The following is a 25,431-nucleotide window of genomic DNA, read 5'->3' as shown; positions in this document are numbered from 1 at the left end:
GAACCTTAGCCTGTTTTTCTCCACCGTGCAGCACCCTACTCTGGCTCCCTGCCCTTTCGTCTGAAAACCGGAGCCAAAAAACATGAGCGACAGCGCCCTATCTTCCACGACCCCCACGGTGAGCCGTGAACGACTGCCTCTGGGCGGCCTGTTGGCATTGGCTACCGCCGGCTTCATCACCATCCTCACCGAAGCCATGCCGGCAGGCTTGCTCCCGCAAATGGGCGCCGGCCTCGGGGTGTCCGAAGCGTTGGTGGGCCAGTTGGTGACCCTGTACGCCCTGGGCTCGCTGTTGGCCGCGATTCCCCTGACCATCGCCACCCGGGGCTGGCGCCGGCGGCCATTGCTGATGATTGCCATCGGCGGGTTTGCCTTGGTCAACAGTGTGACGGCGTTTTCCAGCGATTACCTGCTGACCCTGGTGGCCAGGTTCTTCGCCGGGGTGTTCGCGGGATTGCTCTGGGCGCTGCTGGCCGGTTATGCCAGCCGCATGGTTGCGCCGCACCTGCAAGGCAGGGCCATTGCCGTGGCCATGCTCGGCGCGCCATTGGCGCTGTCACTGGGTGTACCGGCCGGGACATTCCTGGGCACCACGGTGGGCTGGCGCCTGAGCTTCGCGATCATGTCCGGCCTGACGGTTGTGCTGCTGGCCTGGGTGCGCTGGCAGGTCCCGGACTTTGCCGGGCAACAGGCGGAAAAACGCCTGGGGCTGCGCCAGGTGCTGGCACTGCCAGGGATTCGTCCGGTGCTGTTTGTGACTTTCACCTACGTACTAGCTCATAACATTCTCTACACCTATATCGCGCCGTTCCTGGTACCTGCCGGGATTGCAGCGGACATCGACCAGGTGCTGCTGGTGTTTGGCCTGGCGGCGCTGCTGGGTATCTGGATCGTCGGCGCGCTGATTGATCAGCGGCTGCGCGCCTTATTGGTGATCAGCTGCGCAATGTTCGCGCTGTCGGCCCTGGCGCTGGCGTTCTGGATCACCTCGGCGACGGTGATCTACACCACGGTGGCGTTATGGGGGCTGGCGTTTGGCGGTTTGCCGGCATTGCTGCAAACGGCGCTCGCCAAGTCGGCCGGGGATTCAGCCGATGCCGCGCAGTCGATGCTGGTGACGGTGTGGAACCTGGGCATCGCCGGTGGCGGACTACTCGGCGGCATGTTGTTGCAAGGGTGGGGAGTGACATCGTTTCCATGGGCGGTCGCCGCGTTGGTCGTACTGGCGCTGATCGCGACGCTGCGTTTAACCGATGTTTAAACGAAACGTGACGTGATGTTTCTTAACTCTTATGATCGCACCGGGTGCGCTGCTGCATACGGCACAGCGCAGGTTAAAGGATAAGCATTGGTCGGGCCGCCAATGGAGACTTGTCGTGCCTGATAAACACCCTGCTATTCCGCGCCCCCAGGTTCTGGTCGAAGGCGCCCTGTCCGCATTGGAGCGGTTTTCAAGGATCGAAGCAGTCAGCGGTATCGTGTTGCTGCTGGCAGCGATCGTCGCGCTGGTCTGGGCCAACAGCCCCGTCGCAGATTCCTACGAACACTTCTGGAACACCCCACTCACTATCGGGCTGGGAGACTTCACGGTCTCGCGCTCGTTGCACTTCCTGGTGAACGATGGGCTGATGACCATCTTCTTCCTGGTGGTGGGCGCCGAGATTCGCCAGGAGATCAGGGACGGCGCACTCGCCAACCTGAAACTGGCCACCCTGCCCCTCGGCGCTGCGCTGGGTGGCGTGCTGATGCCGGCACTGATTTACACCCTGCTCAACCATGGCACGGTCGCGGCCAGTGGCTGGGCAGTGCCCACTGCCACCGACATCGCATTTGCCGTGGGTGTGCTGGCGCTGCTGGGCAAATCGATTCCGGCTGGCGTGCGCATCCTGTTGCTGGCTTTGGCGATCATTGATGACATCGTCGCCATCCTGATCATCGCGATTTTCTATACCGCCAGCCTGGACTACATGGGCCTGGTGATCGCGGCCTGCGGGCTGGCGCTGGTGCTGGTTTTTCAGCGGATGGGAATTGGCAAGGCGGTGGTGTACCTGTTGCCAGGGGCGATTGTCTGGTTTGGCCTGCTCAAGACCGGCGTCCATCCGACGCTCGCGGGCGTAATGCTTGGCCTGATAACGCCCGTGACTTCCAGACCGACTCGGGAACGCCCTCTGGACACCATCGGGCGCACGTTCAACGAGCTGATGGAGCGGCTTTCACAATCGGCTGAAAGTGCCCATCAAGTCGCCAAACCGTTGAAGCAATTGAGACAGGCCCAGCGGGAAATGCTGCCGCCGGTGCAACGTATTCAAGCGGGCTTGCACCCCTGGGTGGCCTTTGGCGTCATGCCACTGTTTGCCCTGGCCAACGCCGGAGTGAGCCTGCAAGGGTTCAACCTGGACGATCCACTGCCCCACGGCGTGTTCATGGGGGTCATCCTGGCCCTGGTGCTCGGCAAGCCGCTCGGTGTGATGCTGGCGAGCGTGGTGCTGGTCAAACTGAACATCTGCCAATTGCCGGAGGGCGTGACCTGGAACGGCGTCGCCCTGGTGGGCCTGCTGGCGGGAATTGGTTTCACCATGTCGATTTTCATCTCGTCGCTGGCCTTCTCCGATCCGACGCTGCTGTCGGCTGCCAAGCTGAGTGTGCTGAGCGCTTCGACCCTGGCGGCTGTGATTGGCCTGAGTTGGGGCAAGCTCAAGTTTGCGCGTTGAATCAAGACTGGTTGAGTCAGCTGATTAGTGGATAAAAAAAGACCCCGGCCTCTTCAGGCCGGGGTCTTTTTATTCAGGCTGTTACGAGATCAGAACTTCTTGATCTCAGCCTTGGTTTCCAACTGCTTGCGATAGGCGGCGAAGTCTTGCTGGCCGACACGGGACGCGAGGAAGCGGCGGTACTGAGCCTTCTCGTCATCGGTCGGTACAGCGGCTTCATTGACCGCGTTCAAGCGCACGATCACCAGGCTACCGTCTGGCAGGGTCACGCTGGTGAAGGTCGGCTTGTCCTTGGCCGCAGGCTTTGGCATGCGGAACAGGGCTTGCAGCACGGCTGGCTCGACGCCTTCCTGGCCACGGGTGGCCGCTTCGGTGACTTTCCAGGCCTGGCCATCCACCGGCTGGTTCAGCGGGGTCTTGCCATCACGCAGGCTGGCAATCAGCTCGTCCGCGTGAGTCTTCGCCGCAGCGCTCGCGCGCTCCTTGGTCAACTGGGCACGGATGGCAGTGGCAACGCTTTCCAGCGGCAGCTGGGTAGGCTTCAGGTGCTCTTTGGCACGCAGTACCACGATGGTTTCCGGGTCCAGCTCGATGGCGGTGCTGTTAGCACCCTCATCCAGTACTTCAGGGCTGAATGCAGCGGTCACCACGGCACGGTTGGCAGCGATGCCTTCGCCACCTTCACGGCCAAACGGCGCGGAGGTGTGCACGGTCAGCTTCAGGTCCGACGCCGGCTGGGCCAGGTCGGAAGCTTCGAATGCAGCGTCTTCCAGTTGCTTGGTCGCATCGACGAAACGCTGTTCAACCTGTTGGGTCTTGAGCTCGCGGGTCAGCTTGTCTTTCAGGCTGGCGAACGATGGCACTTCAGGTGCTTCAACGCCCAACAGCTTGATCAGGTGCCAGCCGAAGCTAGAACGCACCGGTGCCGAGACCTGGTCCTTGTTCAGTGCATACAGCGCTGTTTCGAAGGCAGGGTCGTAGACGCCAGGGCCAGCGAAACCGAGGTCACCGCCGTTGTTCGCAGAACCCGGATCCTGGGAGAACTCCTTGGCCAGGGCTTCGAATTTCTCGCCCTTGGCCAGGCGTGCCTGGATCTCTTCGATCTTGGCCTTGGCCTGCTCGTCGGTGGTCTTGTCGTTGACTTCAATCAGGATGTGCGCCGCGCGACGCTGTTCAGCGAGGTTGGCGGTTTCTTTCTGATAGAGGGCTTGCAGCTCATCGTCCTTGACCGCGACCTGGTCGAAGAAGGAAGCCTTCTTCAGCTCCAGATAGTCGATGACCACCTGGTCCGGGGTCATGAACTCCTTGGCGTGCTGGTCGTAGTAAGCCTTGACCTCGTCGTCAGTGATCTTCACTGCTGCAGGGTCGGCCTTGACGCTGACGGTGGCGAAATCGCGGGTCTGTTTTTCCAGACGGGCGAACGCGAGCACTTCGGCATCAGTCACAAAACCGCTGCCGGCAATGCCTGCACGAACCTGGCCGATCAGCATTTCCTGGCTCAGCATCTGACGGAATTGCATACGGCTGTAGCCCAGCTGACGGATCACCTGGTCGAAACGCTCAGCGTTGAACTGGCCATCCACCTGGAATTCCGGCGTCTGCAGGATCACTTGATCCAGCGCAGCTTCGGAGAAAGCGAATTTCGAATCGGCCGCGCCTTGCAGCAGCAGCTTGCGATCGATCAGGCCCTTGAGGGCGGCGTCGCGCAGCAGCTTTTCGTCCAGCAAGGAAGCATCGAAGTCCTTGCCCAGCTGTTGCATCAGCTGGCGACGTTGCATGTCGACGGCCTGGCCCAGTTCGCTTTGGGTGATTTCTTCACCGTTGACCTTGGCCACGTCCTGCTTGTTGTTGGTCGAAGCCTGAAAAATAGCCTCGATACCGGTGAACGCCATCAATGCGACGATGATCCCGATAATGGTCTTGGCAATCCAGCCTTGTGAATTGTCCCTGATATTCTGCAGCATGCGTCCCCCAGAAACGGTTGAACTTCAAAATTAGGCAACCGTGGAGCGTGGGTAGAGTCCGGATAGAAGAAAGGCGCATCCGAGGATGCGCCTTCTCGTAACTGGCGGAGCGGACGGGGGTTTGAACCCACACCCCCGGCGTGGCGACCCGATGGATACTCGGGTCAGCTGCCGCTCCGCTGCCAGGTCAGACCTGCGTCCGACCCGGATGGGTAAGGCTTGAGCGAAGCTTAGTTAACGGCTTCTTTCAGGGCTTTACCGGCTTTGAAACCTGGTTTTTTGGCAGCGGCGATTTGCAGAGCCTTGCCAGTCTGTGGGTTACGGCCAGTGCGAGCTGGACGATCGGTCACAGAGAAAGTACCGAAACCAACCAGTACCACAGAGTCGCCGGCCTTGAGAGCGCCAGTGACGGATTCGATTACTGCGTCCAGCGCACGGCCAGCAGCGGCTTTCGGGATATCAGCAGATGCAGCGATAGCATCAATCAGTTCCGACTTGTTCACTCTAAGTCCCCTTATATCTATTGAGTATGATTCTAAGTTTTTTGGTGAAAGCAAAAACCAGTGCTGAATGGCCTACAGACACTTAAGAGCCGCTTTATAACAAGGGCTCTAAAAAGCTGTCAAGGAAGCCCCCAGGCTTAAACGTATTAATGCGTGCTAATTCTTTCCTTAGAGTCAGTCTCGCGTTTTTCATCCTTTGCAACTATCTCAGGAGCCACATCCGGCAAGGGCTCCGGCGCGTATTGCAGCGCAATTTGCAGGACCTCGTCAATCCATTTAACCGGTTTAATCTGCAGATCCTGCTTGATATTGTCAGGAATCTCCTTCAAGTCGCGAACATTCTCTTCAGGAATGATCACGGTCTTGATACCACCGCGGTGTGCAGCCAGCAATTTCTCTTTGAGGCCACCAATGGCCAGTACCTGGCCACGCAGGGTGATTTCCCCGGTCATGGCGACATCGGCGCGCACCGGAATGCCGGTCAGGGCTGATACCAGTGCCGTGCACATGCCTACGCCAGCGCTAGGGCCGTCTTTCGGCGTTGCCCCTTCCGGCATGTGGATGTGGGTGTCGTGCTTCTCGTGGAAGTCCAGGGGGATCCCCAGGCTCTTGGCGCGGCTGCGCACCACGGTCTGCGCGGCGGTGATGGATTCAACCATCACGTCACCCAGGGAACCGGTCTTGATCAGTTGCCCTTTGCCCGGGATTACGGCGGCCTCGATGGTCAGCAATTCGCCGCCCACCTGGGTCCACGCCAGGCCAGTGACCTGGCCTACCTGGTCCTGCTGCTCAGCCAGGCCGTAGCGGAATTTGCGCACGCCCAGGAAGTGTTCCAGCAGGTCAGCGGTGACCTTCACCGAGAAGCGTTTTTCCAGCGCATGTTCCTTCACGGCCTTGCGGCAGATCTTCGCCAGTTGACGCTCAAGGCCCCGTACACCGGCCTCGCGGGTGTAGAAACGAATGATGTCGCGGATCGCGTCGGCATCAAATTCGATCTCGCCTTTTTTCAGGCCGTTGGCCGCAATCTGCTTGGGCGAGAGGTATTTGACGGCGATGTTGATCTTCTCGTCTTCGGTGTAACCCGGCAGACGAATCACCTCCATCCGGTCCAGCAAGGCTGGCGGAATATTCATCGAGTTGGAGGTGCACAGGAACATTACGTCGGACAGGTCGTAGTCGACTTCCAGGTAATGGTCGTTGAAATTGTGGTTCTGCTCGGGGTCGAGCACTTCCAGCAAAGCAGACGCCGGGTCGCCACGCATGTCGCTGCCCATCTTGTCGATTTCATCGAGCAGGAACAGCGGGTTGCGCACACCCACCTTTGTCATCTTTTGAATCAATCTTCCTGGCATCGAACCGATGTAAGTCCGGCGATGACCACGGATTTCCGCTTCATCACGCACACCGCCCAGGGCCATGCGCACGAATTTGCGGTTGGTGGCGTGGGCAATCGACTCCGCCAGCGAGGTTTTACCCACACCAGGAGGACCGACCAGGCACAACACCGGACCACGAATCTTCTTCACGCGCTTTTGCACGGCGAGGTATTCGAGGATGCGCTCCTTGACTTCTTCGAGGCCGTAGTGATCGGCATCGAGAATATCTTCGGCGCGGGCCAGGTCCAGGCGCACCTTGGTCTGGGCCTTCCACGGCACCTGCACCAGCCAGTCGATGTACGAACGAACCACGGTGGCTTCGGCCGACATCGGCGACATTTGCTTGAGCTTGTTCAGCTCGGCAGTGGCCTTGGTCAACGCGTCTTTCGGCAGGCCGGCGGCATCGATGCGCTTTTTCAGCTCCTCGATTTCGTTGTGGCCTTCCTCGCTGTCGCCCAGCTCTTTCTGAATGGCCTTCATCTGCTCATTCAGGTAGTACTCGCGTTGGCTGCGCTCCATTTGCTTTTTGACACGGCCGCGAATGCGCTTCTCAACCTGCAGCAGGTCGATTTCGGCATCCAGCAGCGCCAGGACGTGTTCGACCCGGGCCGACAAATCGATGATCTCGAGAATGTCCTGCTTCTGCTCGATTTTCAGCGCCATGTGCGCGGCCATGGTGTCGACCAGGCGGCTTGGCTCATCAATGCTGTTGAGGGAAGAGAGGACTTCTGCGGGGACTTTCTTGCCCAGTTGCACGTATTGCTCGAACTGGGACAGCAGGCTGCGAACGAACACTTCGGATTCGCGCTCAGGGGCGTCGACTTCGTCGATCAGCGCCACTTCGGCACGCAGGTGGCCGTCCACTTCCATGAAGCGCTCGACCGCACCGCGCTGCTCGCCTTCCACCAGCACCTTGACGGTGCCATCAGGCAGCTTGAGCAGTTGCAGGACAGTTGCAACGGTACCAACGCGATACAGGGCATCTTCGCCCGGATCATCGTCAGCAGGATTTCTCTGGGCCAGCAGCAGGATCTGCTTGTCGCCCGTCATCGCGGCCTCGAGGGCTTCGATAGACTTCTCGCGCCCCACGAACAGCGGGATAACCATGTGCGGATAGACGACGACATCACGCAACGGCAGGAGAGGCAATTCGATGGTTGTCTTCATGATTTCGCCTCTATGACAGATGAAAGTAAGCTTGAAACCAAGATGGGGGCTGCCTGCAAAAAAAACAAGCGTAATGGCATCAGTTAAACGCAGTAAAAACAAAGGGGCCCCTTAAGGCCCCTTTATTTTGTACAGCTCGGCAGTGCAACGCTTACGCGTCTGGCGCAGCCTTGGCAGCCGGCTCACTGTTTTCGTAGATATACAGTGGCTTGGACTTGCCTTCTATAACGCTTTCGTCGATCACCACTTTACTCACCTCGGACTGCGAGGGGATTTCGTACATGGTGTCGAGCAGTACGCCTTCGAGGATCGAGCGCAAACCACGGGCGCCGGTCTTGCGCTCCAGTGCCCGCTTGGCCACCGATTTGAGCGCGTCAGCACGGAACTCGAGGTCCACACCTTCCATCTCGAACAGCTTGGCGTATTGCTTGGTCAGGGCGTTTTTCGGCTCGGTGAGGATCTGCATCAACGCAGCCTCATCCAGCTCGTCCAGCGTCGCCAGGACCGGCAGACGGCCAACGAATTCCGGGATCAGACCGAACTTGACCAAATCGTCAGGCTCGACTTCACGCAGGGATTCACCGACTTTCTTGCCTTCTTCCTTGCTGCGTACTTCTGCACTGAAGCCAATGCCGCCACGGGTGGAACGGTTTTGAATAACCTTTTCCAGGCCGGAGAACGCACCGCCACAGATGAACAGGATGTTGCGCGTATCAACCTGAAGGAATTCCTGCTGCGGGTGCTTGCGGCCGCCTTGTGGCGGTACGGAAGCAACCGTGCCTTCGATCAGTTTCAACAGCGCTTGCTGCACGCCTTCACCGGAAACGTCCCGGGTGATCGACGGGTTGTCGGATTTGCGCGAAATCTTGTCGATTTCATCGATGTAGACAATGCCCATCTGGGCCTTCTCCACGTCGTAGTCGCATTTCTGCAGCAGCTTCTGAATGATGTTCTCGACGTCTTCACCTACGTAACCGGCCTCGGTAAGAGTGGTTGCGTCGGCGATGGTGAAGGGAACGTTCAGCAGGCGAGCCAGGGTCTCTGCAAGCAGGGTTTTACCCGAGCCTGTAGGGCCGATCAGCAAGATGTTGCTTTTGCCGAGCTCGACGTCGTCACTTTTCTTGTCACGCTGGTTCAGGCGCTTGTAGTGGTTGTACACCGCTACGGCCAGAACCTTCTTTGCACGCTCTTGACCAATCACATACTGATCAAGGATGCCGCTGATTTCTTTAGGCGAAGGCAATTTATGCGCGCTGCTTTCGGCCTGGGCTTCCTGCACCTCCTCACGGATGATGTCATTGCACAGGTCGACGCACTCGTCGCAGATAAAGACCGAGGGGCCGGCAATCAACTTGCGTACTTCATGCTGGCTTTTGCCACAGAAGGAGCAATAGAGCAGCTTGCCGTTGTCCTCGCCGTTGCGGGTGTCAGTCATTCGTTCGATCCAAATCCGATAGGCTTGCAACACAAGATGAAGGCTATTGAGGGCTTTTTCAAGTCCACTGGTGGTCGGACCTGCCGACCAGCCCTATTTTGAGCTGCTTATATTAAGCGGGGCGCTTTTCGATCACTGCGTCGATCAACCCGTATTCACGAGCCGCTTCGGCGCTCATGAAATTGTCACGGTTGGTGTCGCGCTCGATCTCTTCCAGGGTATGCCCGCTATGTTTGGCCATCAGCGTGTTGAGACGCTCACGAATGAAGAGGATTTCCTTGGCATGGATTTCGATGTCCGATGCCTGGCCCTGGAAACCGCCCAGTGGCTGGTGAATCATCACGCGTGAGTTCGGCAGGCAGTAACGCTTGCCCTCAGCACCAGCGGTCAGCAGGAAAGCACCCATGCTGCACGCCTGACCGATACAGGTGGTCGATACGTTCGGCTTGATGAACTGCATGGTGTCGTAGATCGACATGCCCGCTGTCACCGAACCGCCCGGGGAGTTGATGTAGAGATGGATGTCCTTGTCCGGATTTTCCGCTTCAAGGAACAGCAGCTGCGCACAAATCAGGTTGGCCATGTAGTCCTCTACCGGACCAACCAGAAAGATCACTCGCTCCTTGAGCAGGCGCGAGTAGATGTCATAGGCGCGTTCGCCACGAGCAGATTGCTCGACAACCATCGGGACCAGGCCGCCAGCGGCCTGGATATCAGAGTTCTGCTGAATATACGAATTACGGAACATGCTCTGCAGTTACTCCCAAATAGTCATGTCTTGAATACGCATAAGCCAGCGCGAGGCTGGCTTATGGGTGTATTTTCAAACGAGTTGAGCGATCAGTCGGCTTGTGCTGCTTCAGCCGGCTTGACTGCTTCTTCGTAAGAGACCGCTTTATCGGTCACCTTAGCCTTCTGCAGAACAGTATCCACAACTTGCTCTTCCAGCACAACCGAACGCACTTCGTTCAGCTGCTGGTCGTTCTTGTAGTACCAGGACACAACAGCCTCAGGCTCCTGGTAGGCCGAAGCCATTTCCTGGATCATTTCGCGAACGCGGGTTTCGTCAGGCTTGAGGTCGAATTGCTTGACCACTTCAGCCACGATCAGACCCAGTACAACGCGGCGCTTGGCCTGTTCTTCGAACAGTTCGGCCGGCAGTTGGTCAGGCTTGATGTTGCCGCCGAACTGCTGAACAGCCTGCACGCGCAGACGATCAACTTCGTTGGACAGCAGGGCCTTCGGCACTTCGATTGGGTTGGCAGCCAGCAGACCGTCCATCACCTGGTTCTTGACCTTGGATTTGATGGCCTGGCGCAGTTCACGCTCCATGTTCTTGCGAACTTCGGTGCGGAAACCTTCGATGCCGGTTTCCTTGATGCCGAACTGGTTGAAGAACTCTTCGTTCAGTTCCGGCAGCTTGGGCTCGGAAACGGTGTTGACGGTCACGGTGAACTCGGCGGTTTTGCCAGCCAGGTCCAGGTTCTGATAGTCAGCCGGGAAAGTCAGGTTCAGAACGCGCTCTTCGCCAGCTTTGGCGCCAACCAGGCCGTCTTCGAAACCAGGAATCATGCGGTTGGAACCCAGCACCAGCTGAGTACCCTTGGCGGAGCCGCCAGCGAATGCTTCGCCGTCAACCTTGCCTACGAAATCGATGTTCAGCTGGTCTTCGTTCTGGGCAGCACGATCGGCCACTTCAAAACGGGTGTTCTGCTTGCGCAGGATTTCCAGCATGTTGTCCAGGTCGGAGTCAGCAACATCAGCGCTCAGGCGCTCGATGGCGATCGAATCGAAACCGGCAACTTCGAACTCAGGGAACACTTCGAAGATTGCAACGTATTCCAGATCCTTGCCTGCTTCCAGGGACTTGGGCTCGATGGAAGGCGAGCCAGCCGGGTTCAGCTTCTGCTCGACAACGGCTTCGTAGAAGGAAGCCTGGATCACGTCACCTACAGCTTCCTGACGTGCATCAGCACCGAAGCGGCGCTTGATTTCGCTCATTGGCACTTTGCCTGGACGGAAACCAGCGATCTTGGCCTTTTGGGCAGTCTGCTGCAGACGCTTGTTGACCTGGGTCTCGATGCGCTCGGCCGGCACGGTGATGCTCATGCGGCGCTCAAGAGCAGAAGTATTTTCAACAGAAACTTGCATGGATATTCCTCGTTGCACAGACGTTAGCTGGCCGTTTCCGACCCCAGAATCAAGGGCATGCATTCTAGTGGGTCAAACTCAAGAAGTCACCCTACTGAAAACGGGTAAAAAAACAGCAGGCAATTTATAGGTGCGAATGCACGAGTGCAGCTCGCCCCGGTGGCAAATACATCCCATCATGCCAGGGCTCTGCGCCAACCCTTCTATATATAGAAGCGGTTGCCAATCATCTCCCTGACAACCGACCCTGCGGACAAGGCCGGCAGGCAGTGCGGCATCATCGCGAAACATAAATACGACGAAACGCCCTGCCCTGCAGCCCAACACCTGCGACTGCGTTGAAACTCAAACCGCTGAAACAAAAAAGGCGCCAGACTATTAATCTGGCGCCTTTCGAAATATGGGGTGGACGAAGGGGATCGAACCCTCGACAACGGGAGTCACAATCCCGTGCTCTACCAACTGAGCTACGCCCACCATATTGCGTGACCAAAAAGCCCGTCAAAAAGGCTATTTGTTGAGCTTCGCGCCGACCCGCAGGCCTTCACGAAACTTTATTTGGTGCGGATGAAGAGACTCGAACTCTTACACCTTGCGGCGCTGGAACCTAAATCCAGTGTGTCTACCAATTCCACCACATCCGCGCTTGAAGCTTTTAAAGCAAAGGCGCCAGACTATTAATCTGGCGCCTTTTTAAATATGGGGTGGACGAAGGGGATCGAACCCTCGACAACGGGAGTCACAATCCCGTGCTCTACCAACTGAGCTACGCCCACCATATTGCGCTACTTGTGCCAAAGCTGCCTAATGGCGCACCCGGCAGGACTCGAACCTGCGACCATCCGCTTAGAAGGCGGATGCTCTATCCAGCTGAGCTACGGGCGCCTTATTAATCTGTACTCTTGGAGGATTACAAACTAACCAGTGCTAGGCTGTGCCCGACAAGTGCGACGAATAGTATAGATGGACCCGAAACCCGTCAAATCCTTTTTATAAAAAATTCATTTTATTTAAGGGGTTAGGGGAATTTGCAGACCAAGCGCCTTTGCCCTCACGCCATGGCATGCGAGAATGCGCGCACTTTTCTTCCCCCTCTCGATGGTTAATCACGCGTAATGACTGCACAACTTATCGACGGCAAATCAATCGCCGCCAGCCTGCGCCAGCAGATCGCCAAACGAGTCGCCGAGCGCAGCCAACAAGGCCTGCGCACGCCGGGCCTCGCGGTGATCCTGGTCGGCAGCGATCCTGCCTCTCAGGTTTATGTCTCGCACAAGCGTAAAGACTGTGAAGAGGTCGGCTTTATTTCCAAAGCCTACGACTTGGCTGAAGACACCACCCAACAGGCCCTCACCGACCTGATCGACAGCCTCAACGACGATCCGGCCATCGACGGCATCCTGCTGCAACTGCCATTGCCCGAGCATCTGGACGCGTCGAAATTGCTCGAACGCATCCGCCCGGACAAGGACGTCGACGGTTTCCACCCTTATAACGTCGGCCGCCTGGCCCAGCGTATCCCGCTGCTGCGCCCGTGCACCCCGAAGGGCATCATGACCCTGCTGGAAAGCACCGGCGTCGATCTGTATGGCCTGGATGCCGTCGTCGTCGGCGCCTCGAACATCGTCGGTCGCCCGATGGCCATGGAACTGCTGCTGGCCGGCTGCACCGTGACCGTGACTCATCGCTTCACCAAGGACCTGGCCGGCCACGTTGGCCGCGCCGACCTGGTGGTCGTCGCCGCCGGCAAGCCGGGCCTGGTCAAGGGTGAGTGGATCAAGGAAGGCGCCATCGTCATCGACGTGGGCATCAACCGCCAGGACGATGGCAAGCTCGTGGGCGACGTGGTGTATGAAACCGCCCTGCCCCGTGCCGGCTGGATCACCCCGGTACCCGGTGGTGTCGGCCCGATGACCCGTGCCTGCCTGCTGGAAAACACCCTGTACGCCGCCGAAACCCTGCACGTCTAATAACCAGCCGTTCTGAAAGAGCCCTGCCTTATCGCAGGGCTTTTTATTGGCCGAAAAAAAGTAGTTTTTTCTTTGTTTTTAAGGGGTTTCATCTGTTTTCAGAAGAACATTCGACAGTTTCTGATCCATACTCCTAAAATGTAACGGCATTTATCAGAAAGTCCGTGCAGAACGGTATATCCCTACTTTTTTTAGCGAGTTCATCCGCGTGAAAATTCATCTTTCCATTGTCAGCCTATTTTTTGCATTGACAGGCACCTTCGCGAGCGCAAGCGAAACCACCACCGCTCCCCGCGACATGTCCACCCTGCACATCGCCTCCGGCAGTGCGATGGTGGTAGACCTGCAGACCAACAAAGTCATCTATGCCAGCAACCCGGATGTCATCGTGCCGATCGCCTCGGTGAGCAAACTGATGACCGGCCTGATCGTGCTGGAAGCCAAGCAGAACATGGATGAATATATCGACATCAACATCAAGGACACGCCAGAGATGAAAGGCGTGTTCTCCCGGGTCAAGATCGGCAGCGAGATGCCGCGCAAGGAAATGTTGCTGATTGCCCTGATGTCCTCGGAAAACCGCGCCGCCGCCAGCCTGGCCCACCACTACCCGGGCGGCTACCCGGCCTTCATCGCAGCGATGAACGCCAAGGCCAAGGCACTGGGCATGACCAGTACCCATTACGTGGAACCAACCGGCCTGTCGATCCATAACGTGTCCACCGCCCGCGACCTGAGCAAGCTGCTGGCCGCCGCACGCAAGTACCCGATGCTCAGCCAGTTGAGCACCACCAAGGAAAAGACCGTCTCGTTCCGCAAACCCAACTACACCCTGGGTTTCTCCAACACTGACCACCTGATCAACCGCGCCAACTGGGACATCAAGCTGACCAAGACCGGCTTTACCAACCAGGCCGGCCATTGCCTGGTGCTGGTGACCAGCATGGGTAATCGCCCGGTGTCGCTGGTGATCCTCGATGCCTTCGGCAAATTCACCCACTTTGCCGATGCCGGGCGCATCCGCAGCTGGGTCGAAACCGGCAAGAGCGGCTCGGTGCCAGACGTCGCCTTGCGCTACAAGGCTGACAAGAACCTGAAGAACCGCCCACGGGCGAATGTTCAGGTCACCGAGTCCCGCTGATCCGTAAATAGCGACATAAAAAACGGCGCCCTTGAGCGCCGTTTTTTTATTTGGCCTGACTGGCCAGTGCCTTGACTGCTTGGGCCGCCGCCTGTTCCTGGCCCGCCTGGGCTGTGGCGCTGGCAGCCTGCTGCCAGCGCTGGGCGTCGACCTTGACCGGCAACTGGGTGGGCCGCTGAATCAGTACCGCCCACTTGCCGCCGTCTTTCCACGCCGACTCAAACGCACTGAAATCCATCGGCATGCGTCGCGCCAAGCCTGAACGCAGCAGCACCATGCTCTTCTGCTTGTTGTAACCCACCACCACGACATACCGCGGACCGGCCCAGAAGGTCGAGCCCTGGGTGATACGCGCCATCACCGGGTACCCGGCCGCGACCTGTGCCAGCAGCGCCGGCAGCTGATCTTCCAGCGGGTACACCAACATCCCGTATTCACGGGCCAGCACCTGCATGTTGCGTTCAAGGTCCGCTTCAGCGCCCGGCAAATGCAGTGGCTTATCCAATAGCCCCGGTGTAATCACAATGCCTTGTTGAGACAGCATGCTGGCCAGAGCGGCTGGGCCACCGAGGTAAGTCTCACCGCGAAACGCCGGCACGCCCTTGAGCTCGACACTCTCCGGCAGGCCCGGGATGCTCGTGGGTTTTGGATGCGAGGAACAGGCCGCCAGCCCCATGAAACAGGCGGCGACCCACCAGGAGGTTTTAATGTTCGAGGGAAACCGCAACTTCTTCACTCACTTGATCAACGGTCGACGTGGGCCCTGATCATAGGACGCTCCGGGGCGCGGGTATAGCCTTGCAGCGCAGTAAAAGGCCGGCGATAGAGCAAACAAGTTGGACGCACACGACCATTGGTCAATAGCAGGCAACCTGCGGATAGCTAGACTGTCCATTGAGAAGACAGTGTGTGCCCGGCACCGGGCGAAAGGAGGCACTTATGAGCCTGACAACAACGATTCTGCTTTTGATCTGTGGCTGGCTGGCCGTCGCCGCCGCCATGCTGTGGGGCGTGATGCGCGTGACCCGCCGGCACCATCACCCACACGTAAAACCCGCAGCACCCGGCAAGCTGCACAAACCCGCCGGGCACCACGCCTGACGCCTTAGCCAGGCATGCAACTGAAGTCTTCGGTCTGCGCCAACTCCTTGCCGTGGCTATCCTTCAACTCGGCACGCACCGTCGTACCCAGGCTGGATTCCACCAGGGTGTAATGCTCGCCGGCCTTGAAGTTGCCGTAGGTTACATGCCCGCGACAATCCTGCTGGTTATCATCCCCCGCCTCTTCTTCAAACAAGGTGACGTCCAGGCGATGCGCGCCGGGTTTCACTTCGAAGTAGCGGCCATCATTAATGTTTTTACCGTCTACCCGCTCGGCCATCAGGTCGTTGGGTGCCTCCTCTTGCAAGCCGATCCAGGCTTCGCTCGGGTCCGCCTTCGGCATCGGGCCGGCACACGCCGACAACAACAGGACCGCACTCAAGGCCGGGATCAACAACAAGGGTTTAAGAGACATGGCAGAACTCCAAATGGATAAAGAGTGAACAGGCGAAACAGCTCCCGTTCGATCGGTATCCAGCTTGTTACTGTCACCATTGTTGAACAAATGAATACATATGAAAGGATCTTCAGCCGTTAACTAAATCTTCCTTCACCTGGCTGAAAGGTGCGTGTTAGGTGGGTCCGTCAAGACTGCGAGCGTTTGCAATCCAACTCCTTTGGAGGTTACGGCATGCTCGGGCTGGTAAAGACCGCACTGCTCAAGCCCTACACGTTTATCGTGCTGGCAATTTTCATCTGCATCATCGGGCCCATGGCGGCCTTGCGTACCCCCACTGACGTATTTCCCGATATTGGCATCCCCGTCGTTGCGGTGGTTTGGCAGTACAACGGCCTGTCTCCGGACGCCATGGCCGGTCGCGTGATCTACACCTACGAACGCTCCCTGAGTACCACCGTCAACGACATCGAGCACATTGAATCGCAGTCGTTACCCGGCATGGGCATCGTGAAGATTTTCTTCCAGCCCGGCGTGGATATCCGCACCGCCAACGCTCAGGTAACAGCGGTGTCACAAACCGTGCTCAAGCAGATGCCACCGGGCATTACGCCGCCGCTGATCCTCAACTACAGCGCCTCTACGGTGCCGATTCTGCAGATGGCGTTCTCCAGCCCCAGCTTGTCGGAAGCGAAGATCCGCGACCTGGTGCAGAACAACATCCGCTTGCCCCTGAGCGCCCTGCCCGGCCTGGCCATGCCCACGCCAATGGGCGGCAAGCAACGCCAGATCACCCTCGACCTCGACCCACAGGCGCTGGCCGCCAAAGGCCTCTCGGCGCAGGACGTAGGCAACGCCCTGGCCCTGCAGAACCAGATTATCCCGGTGGGTACCGCCAAACTCGGCCCCAACGAATACACGATTTTGCTCAACAACAGCCCGAAGGCGATTGATGAGCTCAACGACTTGCCGATCAAGACAGTCGACGGTGCGATCATCACCATCGGCCAGGTGGCCCACGTGCGTGACGGCTCGCCGCCGCAGACCAACATCGTGCGCGTCGACGGCCACCGTGCGGTGCTGATGCCGGCCCTGAAAAACGGCAGCATCTCCACCCTGTCGATCATCGACGGCATCCGCCAGATGCTGCCGCGCATCAATGAAACCCTGCCGCCGTCGCTGAAGACCTCGCTGCTCGGCGACGCCTCGGTGTTCGTCAAACAGTCGGTGGGCAGCGTGGCCCAGGAAGGCATCATCGCCGCCTTGCTGACCAGTGCGATGATCCTGCTGTTCCTCGGCAGCTGGCGCTCGACCATCATCATCGCCGCGTCGATTCCCCTCGCGGTACTGTCGGCCATCGCCCTGCTGGCGGCCACCGGGCAAACCCTCAACGTCATGACCCTCGGCGGGCTGGCGTTGGCGGTGGGGATCCTGGTGGACGACGCCACAGTGACCATCGAGAACATCAACTGGCACCTGGAACAAGGCAAGGCGGTGAAGGACGCGATCCTCGACGGCGCCAAGCAAATCGTCGGCCCGGCGTTCGTGTCCCTGCTGTGTATCTGCATCGTGTTTGTGCCGATGTTCATGCTGCAAGGCATCGCCGGCTACCTGTTCCGCCCGATGGCATTGGCGGTGATTTTCGCCATGGCCAGCTCGTTCATTCTGTCGCGAACCCTGGTGCCGACCCTGGCGATGTTCCTGCTCAAGCCGCACGTGCCGGAGCAAGGTGAAGGTCATCACCCGGAAGATGAATTCATCAACCATCACGAGGGCGACCAGCACAAACCGCAGCGCAACGCGGTGCTGCAATCGGTGCTGAATTTCCAGCAGGGTTTTGAGCGTCACTTCTCCAACGTGCGGGACGTTTATCACGGCCTGCTGACCCTGGCCCTCGGCGCCCGCAAGCGCTTCATCATCGGCTTCCTGGCGTGCATCCTCGCCTCGTTCCTGCTGCTGCCAAGTCTGGGCCAGGACTTCTTCCCAGCCACCGACGCCGGGGCCATGGCCCTGCACGTGCGCTTGCCGCTGGGCACACGCATCGAAGAGAGCGCGGCGGCCTTTGACCGGATCGAAGCGCGGATTCGCGAGATCGTTCCGGCCGACGAACTGGACACCATCGTCGACAACATCGGCATCCCGCTGAGCGGCATCGACATGGCCTACAGCAGCAGTGGCACCATCGGCCCACAGGACGGCGATATCCAGGTCACCCTGAAAAAGGACCATGCGCCCACCGCCGACTACGTGAAAAAACTGCGTGAAGCGTTGCCCGATAGCTTCCCCGGCAGCCAGTTCGCATTCCTCCCGGCAGACATCAGCAGCCAGATCCTCAACTTCGGTTCGCCGGCCCCGCTGGACGTGAAAATCTCCGGGCGCAGCGATGAAGAAAACCGCGCCTACGCCATCGAACTGGAACGTCGCCTGAAACACATACCGGGCATTGCCGACCTGCGCATCCAGCAGTCCACCGGCTACCCGTCACTGCAAGTCAACGTGGACCGCATGCGTGCCAACGGCCTGGGCATCACCGAGCGTGACGTAACCAACAGCATGGTTGCGTCCCTGGCCGGCAGCTCGCAAACCGCACCAACGTTCTGGCTCAACCCGGCCAACGGCGTGTCGTATTCGATCGTGGCAGCCACCCCGCAATACCGCCTCGACAGCCTGCCGTCCCTGGAAGCGTTGCCGGTAACCGGTGCCGATGGTCAATCGCAGATCCTCGGCGGCGTGGCGACCATCTCGCGGGTACAAAGCCCGGCGGTGGTGACCCACTACAACATCGAGCCGACCCTGGACCTGTACGCCAACGTGCAAGGCCGCGACCTCGGCGGCGTTGCCAGCGATGTACAAAAGGTGCTGAACGACATGGCCCCGATGCGCCCCAAAGGCGCGACCATCAGCCTGCACGGGCAGATCGATGCGCTGCATGAAGCGTTCAACGGCTTGAGCTTCGGCCTGCTCGGTGCGGTGGTGCTGATCTACCTGCTGATCGTGGTCAACTTCCAGTCCTGGACCGACCCGTTCGTGATCATCACCGCACTGCCGGCAGCGCTCGCGGGAATCGTCTGGATGCTGTTCCTCAGCGGCACGTCATTGTCGGTGCCCGCACTCACGGGGGCCATTCTCTGTATGGGCGTGGCCACCGCCAACTCGATCCTGGTGGTGAGCTTCTGCCGAGAGCGCCTGGCCGAACATGGCGATGCACTCAAGGCCGCACTGGAAGCCGGCTACACCCGTTTCCGCCCGGTCTGCATGACCGCCCTGGCGATGATCATCGGCATGTTGCCGCTGGCCTTGTCCGAAGAACAAAACGCGCCGCTGGGACGTGCCGTGATCGGCGGCCTGATCCTCGCCACCACTGCCACTTTGCTGTTTGTACCCGTGGTCTTCAGCCTGGTCCACGGTCGTCACCCTACTCGCGCTGCTGCTGGAGAAACTTCACATGTCGTCTGATCACAAACCCTCGCGCAAGCGTCTGATGCTCATGGGTGTCGGCGGCCTGACACTGGCTGCCCTGTTGGTCGCCAACGGCCTGCACGCCCGTACGATGCATGAAAAATCCGTCACCGCCTGGACCGAAACCGCCGCCGTGCCGCAGGTGCTGGTGTTCCAGCCCAAACAGAACGCGGCCGGCGACACCCTGCGCCTGCCCGCGCATCTGGAAGCCTGGAGCAAGGCACCGATTCATGCGCGGGTCAGCGGTTACCTGAAAGACTGGAAAGTCGACATCGGCAGCCAGGTCAAGGCCGGGCAGATTCTCGCCGAGATCGACAGCCCCGACCTCGACCAGCAAGTGGCGCAAACCCACGCGCGCATGGTGCAGGAACAGGCCAACGCACGCCTGGCGCAAACCACCGCCACCCGTTGGAAAAACCTGCTGGACAGCCATTCGGTATCGCGCCAGGAGGCCGATGAAAAAACCTCCAACGCGCTGGCGGCCAAGGCCAACGCCCAGGCCGCCGAGGCTGACTATGCGCGGCTCTCGGCCCTGGAAGACTACAAGACCATTCGCGCGCCATTCGCCGGTGTGATCACCGCGCGCAACACCGACATCGGCCAGTTGATCAAGGCTGACAGCGACAGCGATCCGGAACTGTTCGACATCGCCGACACCCACCAACTGCGCCTCTACGTGCCGGTGCCGCAGAACTACGCTGCGGTGATTCATCCCGGGTTGGCCGCCCAACTGACGGTACCCGAGCACCCCGGCGAACACTTCAGCGCGAAGCTGATGGGCGACTCCACCGCCATCGACCGCCGCTCCGGCACCCTGCTCGCACAGTTCGTGGCCGACAACCCGGACGGCAAGTTGCTGCCCGGCGACTACGCCGAAGCCACCCTGGCGATTCCGGCGGATACCCATGGCGTGAGCATCCCGGCCAGCGCCCTGATCTTCCGCGCCGAAGGCACCCAGGTCGCGGTACTGGACGCCAAGAACCACGTGCACCTGCAAGACATCCACATCGGCCTCGACCTCGGCGAGCGCCTGGTGATTGACCAGGGCCTGAAACCCGCCGATCGCGTAGTCGACAACCCACCCGACGCACTGCGCGAAGGCGACGCCGTGCAAATGGCCGATGCCGGAGGTGCCCATGCGCCCAAGGCTTAAACCCCTCGCGGCCCTGGTATTGGTGGCACTGCACGGTTGCTCGCTGGCGCCCACCTACAAGGCGCCGACCATCGACCTGCCGGCCAAGTACCGCGAACAGACCAGCGACGGCCCGTGGCACAGCGCGCAACCGTCCGACCAACTGGCGCCGAAGTGGTGGCAGCTGTATCAGGACCCGCACCTGAACGACCTGCAGGAACAACTGCTCAAGGCCAACCCGGACCTGGCGGCGGCGCTGGCGCATTTCGATGCGTCCCAGGCGTATGCCAGCCAGTTGCATGCCGGGCTGTTCCCGCAAATAACCGCCAGCGCGCAACCGTTGCGCCAGCGGCAATCGGACAATCGGCCACTGCGGGGTGATACCCAGCCTTCGGTGTACAACAGCAACACGGCGGGGTTTGCGCTGAGCTTCGATCTGGATCTGTGGGGCAAAATCCGCAACCAGGTGGCGGCTGGCGATGCACAGGCCCAAGCCTCCGGGGATGATTTGGCGGTGGCACGCCTGAGCCTGCAGCATCAGTTGGCGACGCTGTACGTGCAGCTCAACGGACTGGATGCCCAGAGCCGGATTCTCAGCAGTTCGCTGGATGATTTTGGCCAGGCGCTGAAACTGACCCGCAGCCGGTACGAGGGGCAGATCGCCTCGGAGCTCGACCTGACCCGGGCGCAGAATCAGCTGGCTGAAGCACAGGCGCAGCTTGACGATGTGCGCGGTCAACGCAATCTCACCGAGCATGCGATTGGTGAATTGGTGGGCGTATCCGCCAGTGAATTCCAGCTGCCGCCGAGCCAGCAATTGATCGCCTTGCCGGGAATTCCACAGCAGTTGCCGAGCCAGTTGCTGCAACGTCGGCCGGATATTGCGGCGGCGGAACGGCGGGTGTTTGCGGCCAACGCGAATATCGGCGTGGCCAAGGCCGCGTGGTACCCGGATTTCAGTTTGACCGGCTTGATTGGCGGGCAGACCCAAGGTGTGGGCAACTTGTTCTCCGCCGCCAATCGGTATTGGGCGCTGGGGCCGCTGGTGAATCTGCCGATCTTTGATGGCGGCCGGCTGAGCGCCAATGAGCGCCAGGCCAAGGCGGAGTTTGAAGAGGCTTCGGCGCACTATCGCAGCCAGGTGTTAAGAGCCGTGCGTGAGGTGGAAGACAACCTTGGGCAACTGCGCGACTTGCAGCAGGAGGCGATGGATGAACAGGCTGCCGCGAATGCCGCCGAACACACACAGGCACTGGCGATGAACAGTTACCAGGCGGGGGCTGTGAGTTACCTGGATGTGGTGACGGCGCAGACGGCGGCGTTGCAGGCGCAGCGCACGTTGCAGGCGGTGCAGACGCGGCAGTTGCAGGCGAGTGTGGGTTTGGTGACGGCGCTGGGCGGCGGCTGGTTGCCCGACGCCTGATACCTGTCTCAAGAACGACAGTGATCAACTGTGGGAGCGGGCTTGCTCGCGAATGCGGTGGGTCAGCACCGGATATGCTGGCTGACACACCGCCTTCGCGAGCAAGCCCGCTCCCACATTTTATCGCAGTGACTGGACGTACTCAGGCAGCCAACTTACCGCTGGCGATTGCCACCGAAGCTGCCACCATCGCCCTCAGCAACACCGCACACCCCGCCGCCAAATCATCCGGCGCCGCGTTCTCGATTTCGTTATGGCTGATGCCACCTTCACACGGCACAAAGATCATCCCCGCGGGCCCCAGTTCCGCGACGAAAATCGCGTCATGCCCTGCCCCGCTCACGATATCCATGTTGGACAACCCCAACCCATTGGCCGCATCACGCACGGCATCCACGCAGCCTTTGTCGAAGTACAGCGGCGGGAAGTCAGCGGTGGGTGTCATCTCGAATGTGAGGCCGTGCTTGGCGCAGGTCTCGTCGATCACCTTGCGCACCTGGGCAATCATCGAATCCAGCCGCGCCGGTTCCAGATGGCGAAAGTCCAGGGTCATGCGCACTTCGCCAGGAATGACGTTGCGTGAGCCCGGATACGCTTGCAGGCAACCGACGGTGCCGCAGGCGTGAGGCTGATGACCCAACGCCGCCGCGTTAACTGCAGCCACCACGGCCGCGGCACCGACCAGGGCATCCTTGCGCAGGTGCATCGGGGTCGGCCCGGCATGCGCCTCGACACCCCGCAGTTTCAGGTCGAACCATTTCTGGCCAAGGGCGCCCAGCACCACACCGATAGTTTTCTTTTCATCCTCAAGAATCGGACCTTGCTCGATATGTGCTTCGAAATATGCGCCCACCTTGTGCCCGCTCACCGGGCGTGATCCGGCATACCCAATGGCATTCAGCGCATCGCCCACGGTCACGCCATCGGCATCCGTCTTGGCCAGCGTGTCGACCAGGGTGAATTTCTCGGCAAACACCCCGGAGCCCATCATGCATGGAGGAAAGCGCGAGCCTTCTTCGTTGGTCCACACCACCACTTCCAGCGGCGCTTCGGTTTCCACCTTCAGGTCATTGAGGGTGCGCAATACCTCAACGCCCGCCAGCACACCAAAACAGCCATCAAACTTGCCGCCGGTGGGCTGGGTGTCGATATGGCTGCCGGTCATCACCGGCGGCAACTGGGGATTGCGCCCGGGCCGGCGGGCGAAGATATTACCGACGCCATCGATGGTCACGGTACAGCCCGCTTCCTCGCACCACTTCACAAACAGGTCGCGGGCCTGGCGATCGAGGTCGGTCAGGGCCAGGCGGCAGACGCCGCCCTTGGGGGTGGCGCCGAGCTTGGCGAGTTCCATCAGGGACAGCCACAGACGATCGCGGTTGATGTGCTGATGGGTGGATTGCAGAACGTCTATGGCAGCGTTCATGGGGATCTCCTCAGGCAGTAGTTCTTATGAATTTGACCAGACTCTCACTGGAGGACTGCGATCAAAAATGTGGGAGCGGGCTTGCTCGCGAAGGCGGTGATTCAGCTAACACATCTGGCGACTGGCACACCGTATTCGCGAGCAAGCCCGCTCCCACATTTGATTGCATTCCACATCGATTAAAGCGGTGTTTTCACCGCGACCACACGAGCCCCGCGTTTCATGCAGAGGGCGTAATACAACAGGCCACCGAGCGCCGAGCCGGTGAACCAGCCATAGCTGTAGAACCAGCTGAACGCGTCGCTGCCCAGGGACAGCAACGTCAACACCACCGGCACGCCAAACGCCAGGAAGCCATGCCAGTTCCACGCCGGGTACACGTCATCGCGATACAAACCGGCGAGGTCCAGTTGCTGTTTCTTGATGATGAAATAGTCCACCACCATGATCCCGGCGATCGGCCCCAAGAGGCTTGAGTAACCCAGCAACCAGTTGGAATAGACGGTTTCCAGGCTCACGTCGGAAATGATCAGCCCGAGCTTTTTCAGCAGTTCGTGGGCCATCAGCGCCAGGCCCACCAGGCCGGTGAGCACCACCGCCGCGGTGCGGTTGATCAGCTTGGGGGCAATGTTCTGGAAGTCGTTGGTGGGCGAGACGATGTTCGCCGCGGTGTTGGTGGACAAGGTGGCGATGATGATCAGCGCCATGGCCACGGCTACCCACACCGGGCTCTGGATATGGCCGATCAGGGTCACCGGATCGGAGACGCTGACGCCCACCAGTTTTACCGAGGCGGCGGTCATGATCACGCCGAGGGCGGCGAACAGGAACATGGTCAGCGGCAGGCCGAAAATCTGCCCGAGGATCTGGTCTTTCTGGCTTTTGGCGTAGCGGCTGAAGTCGGGAATGTTCAACGACAAGGTGGCCCAGAAACCCACCATCGCCGTCAGGCCCGCCATGAAGTAGCCGGTGAGGCTGGCGCCTTCGGGACGTTTGGGCGGGATCGCCATCAGCTCGGTCAGCGACACATTCGGCAGCGCCCACACCAGCAGCCCGATACCCACCGCCACCAGCAGCGGTGCCGACAGGGTTTCCAGCCATTTGATCGACTCGGCGCCACGCAATACCACCCACAGGTTCAGGGTCCAGAAGATCATGAAGCCGATCACTTCACCGGTGCCGCCAAGGGATTTCCAACCCTCGAAAATCGACCCCAGGAACAGGTGGATCGCCAGGCCGCCAAACATCGTCTGGATACCGAACCAGCCACACGCCACCAACGCGCGGATCAGGCACGGCACGTTGGAGCCGAGCACGCCGAAGGACGAGCGCAGCAACACCGGAAACGGGATGCCGTACTTGGTACCGGGGAAGGCGTTGAGGGTCAGCGGGATCAGCACCACGATATTGGCCAGCAGGATCGCCATCAGCGCCTCGCCCACCGACAACCCGAAGTACGCGGTGAGCACGCCGCCCAGGGTGTAGGTCGGCACACACACCGACATGCCGATCCACAGCGCGGTGATATGCCACTTGTTCCAGGTGCGTTCGCGCACCTTGGTCGGTGCCATGTCGTGGTTGTAGCGGGGGCTGTCGAGGACGTCGGGGCCGGCGTCGAGTTCGTACAGGCCGTTGCGCTCAATGACTTGCGATCTGTTCTGTTGCATGGCCGCTCCACGGTTTTTTCGAATTATTTTTGCTCACCCCGTGACGTGCACGGGATGGCCGGAGTACCTCGTTGACAACATGACATCCGGGACCCGGCCAACCGCCACCGCACTCAATAACCGTGCCGTAAACCGTCAACCTGCCCGCACCGCTTGTATAACTTGCTGATGTTTATCAGCTTTATTGTCTCGACCGAAGAGCCCCTCGTTACTTTCAGCGTTACTCAGGCCAACTAACGCAGAAGTTGTCCGAACCCTCAGGACTCAATCTGGTGCAACACAATTATTTTTATTTACCGGCCCCGTCAAGAGGCATGTCTCAAGCGTCTGATTTGCAATAGGAAATGTTGCTCATATTGGGAACCTGTCAAGTGCGTCAAAATGGTGAGAGGCCGCTACATTTTGGTG

The 25,431-nt window shown here is 59.7% G+C and carries 18 protein-coding genes and 4 tRNA genes; 8 read left to right on the top strand and 14 right to left on the bottom strand.

Features of this window, described 5'->3' with window-relative positions:
• The first annotated feature begins 82 nt into the window (after nucleotides 1-82).
• Nucleotides 83-1,261 (top strand): MFS transporter, encoded by a 1,179-nt coding sequence (locus tag HX873_RS22440; RefSeq protein ID WP_008431952.1) that lies wholly within the window; start codon nucleotides 83-85, stop codon nucleotides 1,259-1,261.
• A gap of 115 nt (nucleotides 1,262-1,376) precedes the next feature.
• Nucleotides 1,377-2,711, top strand: coding sequence for a Na+/H+ antiporter NhaA (gene nhaA / locus HX873_RS22435; RefSeq protein WP_087693206.1), 1,335 nt, complete (start codon nucleotides 1,377-1,379; stop codon nucleotides 2,709-2,711).
• Nucleotides 2,712-2,800: 89 nt separating this feature from the next.
• Here the strand turns inward: nhaA and HX873_RS22430 are convergent, their stop codons facing one another.
• From HX873_RS22430 to HX873_RS22385, 10 genes are all read right to left on the bottom strand, one after another.
• The gene (locus HX873_RS22430; RefSeq protein ID WP_177123217.1) at nucleotides 2,801-4,675 is read right to left on the bottom strand and encodes a SurA N-terminal domain-containing protein; all 1,875 of its coding nucleotides are present in this window, start codon (nucleotides 4,673-4,675) and stop codon (nucleotides 2,801-2,803) included.
• A 230-nt stretch (nucleotides 4,676-4,905) separates the two neighbouring features.
• Nucleotides 4,906-5,178 carry an HU family DNA-binding protein gene (locus tag HX873_RS22425; protein WP_003174819.1) on the bottom strand — a complete coding sequence of 91 codons (273 nt, stop codon included), beginning with the start codon at nucleotides 5,176-5,178 and terminating at the stop codon, nucleotides 4,906-4,908.
• Between the two features lie 146 nt (nucleotides 5,179-5,324).
• A complete protein-coding gene (lon, locus tag HX873_RS22420) occupies nucleotides 5,325-7,721 on the bottom strand; it encodes an endopeptidase La (protein WP_003207858.1) in 2,397 nt (798 codons plus the stop codon).
• 151 nt (nucleotides 7,722-7,872) lie between these two features.
• Nucleotides 7,873-9,156 carry an ATP-dependent Clp protease ATP-binding subunit ClpX gene (gene clpX, locus HX873_RS22415; RefSeq protein WP_003207856.1) on the bottom strand — a complete coding sequence of 428 codons (1,284 nt, stop codon included), beginning with the start codon at nucleotides 9,154-9,156 and terminating at the stop codon, nucleotides 7,873-7,875.
• A 112-nt stretch (nucleotides 9,157-9,268) separates the two neighbouring features.
• On the bottom strand, nucleotides 9,269-9,904 hold the full coding sequence (clpP, locus tag HX873_RS22410; protein ID WP_003174822.1) for an ATP-dependent Clp endopeptidase proteolytic subunit ClpP: 636 nt from the start codon (nucleotides 9,902-9,904) through the stop codon (nucleotides 9,269-9,271).
• 92 nt (nucleotides 9,905-9,996) lie between these two features.
• On the bottom strand, nucleotides 9,997-11,307 hold the full coding sequence (gene tig / locus HX873_RS22405) for a trigger factor (protein ID WP_003207855.1): 1,311 nt from the start codon (nucleotides 11,305-11,307) through the stop codon (nucleotides 9,997-9,999).
• 401 nt (nucleotides 11,308-11,708) lie between these two features.
• Nucleotides 11,709-11,784: transfer RNA gene (locus tag HX873_RS22400), tRNA-His, on the bottom strand.
• An 82-nt stretch (nucleotides 11,785-11,866) separates the two neighbouring features.
• A tRNA-Leu gene (locus HX873_RS22395) sits at nucleotides 11,867-11,951 on the bottom strand.
• Between the two features lie 56 nt (nucleotides 11,952-12,007).
• A tRNA-His gene (locus tag HX873_RS22390) sits at nucleotides 12,008-12,083 on the bottom strand.
• A gap of 32 nt (nucleotides 12,084-12,115) precedes the next feature.
• Nucleotides 12,116-12,192: transfer RNA gene (locus HX873_RS22385), tRNA-Arg, on the bottom strand.
• A gap of 230 nt (nucleotides 12,193-12,422) precedes the next feature.
• Between HX873_RS22385 and folD the strand changes: the two genes are divergently transcribed.
• Nucleotides 12,423-13,277 carry a bifunctional methylenetetrahydrofolate dehydrogenase/methenyltetrahydrofolate cyclohydrolase FolD gene (gene folD, locus HX873_RS22380; RefSeq protein ID WP_003207853.1) on the top strand — a complete coding sequence of 285 codons (855 nt, stop codon included), beginning with the start codon at nucleotides 12,423-12,425 and terminating at the stop codon, nucleotides 13,275-13,277.
• 208 nt (nucleotides 13,278-13,485) lie between these two features.
• On the top strand, nucleotides 13,486-14,418 hold the full coding sequence (gene pbpG / locus HX873_RS22375) for a D-alanyl-D-alanine endopeptidase (protein WP_003207851.1): 933 nt from the start codon (nucleotides 13,486-13,488) through the stop codon (nucleotides 14,416-14,418).
• Nucleotides 14,419-14,464: 46 nt separating this feature from the next.
• Here pbpG and HX873_RS22370 read toward each other — a convergent pair whose 3' ends face one another.
• Nucleotides 14,465-15,094 carry a peptidase C39 family protein gene (locus HX873_RS22370; protein ID WP_050550299.1) on the bottom strand — a complete coding sequence of 210 codons (630 nt, stop codon included), beginning with the start codon at nucleotides 15,092-15,094 and terminating at the stop codon, nucleotides 14,465-14,467.
• A gap of 263 nt (nucleotides 15,095-15,357) precedes the next feature.
• Between HX873_RS22370 and HX873_RS22365 the strand changes: the two genes are divergently transcribed.
• The gene (locus HX873_RS22365; protein ID WP_003207847.1) at nucleotides 15,358-15,519 is read left to right on the top strand and encodes a hypothetical protein; all 162 of its coding nucleotides are present in this window, start codon (nucleotides 15,358-15,360) and stop codon (nucleotides 15,517-15,519) included.
• 4 nt (nucleotides 15,520-15,523) lie between these two features.
• Here HX873_RS22365 and HX873_RS22360 read toward each other — a convergent pair whose 3' ends face one another.
• Entirely contained in the window at nucleotides 15,524-15,934 is a 411-nt protein-coding gene (locus HX873_RS22360) for a hypothetical protein (protein ID WP_003207845.1), read from the bottom strand.
• Nucleotides 15,935-16,150: 216 nt separating this feature from the next.
• Here HX873_RS22360 and HX873_RS22355 point away from each other — a divergent pair, with 216 nt between their 5' ends.
• Genes HX873_RS22355 through HX873_RS22345 form a run of 3 tightly spaced genes read left to right on the top strand, consistent with a single transcriptional unit; the run spans nucleotide 16,151 to nucleotide 21,930 of the window.
• Nucleotides 16,151-19,372, top strand: a complete 3,222-nt coding sequence (locus HX873_RS22355) for an efflux RND transporter permease subunit (protein WP_177123216.1) — start codon at nucleotides 16,151-16,153, stop codon at nucleotides 19,370-19,372.
• Nucleotides 19,362-20,528: an efflux RND transporter periplasmic adaptor subunit gene (locus tag HX873_RS22350; RefSeq protein ID WP_102369543.1), complete on the top strand. Its 1,167-nt coding sequence runs from the start codon at nucleotides 19,362-19,364 to the stop codon at nucleotides 20,526-20,528. Before HX873_RS22355 ends, HX873_RS22350 begins: the two co-directional genes overlap by 11 nt.
• On the top strand, nucleotides 20,512-21,930 hold the full coding sequence (locus HX873_RS22345; protein ID WP_177123215.1) for an efflux transporter outer membrane subunit: 1,419 nt from the start codon (nucleotides 20,512-20,514) through the stop codon (nucleotides 21,928-21,930). Before HX873_RS22350 ends, HX873_RS22345 begins: the two co-directional genes overlap by 17 nt.
• A 142-nt stretch (nucleotides 21,931-22,072) precedes the next feature.
• On the opposite strand, the gene HX873_RS22340 is transcribed toward HX873_RS22345, so the two are convergent.
• Nucleotides 22,073-23,356 (bottom strand): Zn-dependent hydrolase, encoded by a 1,284-nt coding sequence (locus HX873_RS22340; protein ID WP_003207837.1) that lies wholly within the window; start codon nucleotides 23,354-23,356, stop codon nucleotides 22,073-22,075.
• Nucleotides 23,357-23,535: 179 nt separating this feature from the next.
• Entirely contained in the window at nucleotides 23,536-25,023 is a 1,488-nt protein-coding gene (locus HX873_RS22335) for an NCS1 family nucleobase:cation symporter-1 (RefSeq protein ID WP_177067247.1), read from the bottom strand.
• Nucleotides 25,024-25,431: the final 408 nt, after the last annotated feature.

This window comes from Pseudomonas sp. P7758, from assembly GCF_013386485.1.
Classification (GTDB): domain Bacteria; phylum Pseudomonadota; class Gammaproteobacteria; order Pseudomonadales; family Pseudomonadaceae; genus Aquipseudomonas.
This window is presented reverse-complemented; position numbering and strand designations above follow the sequence as displayed.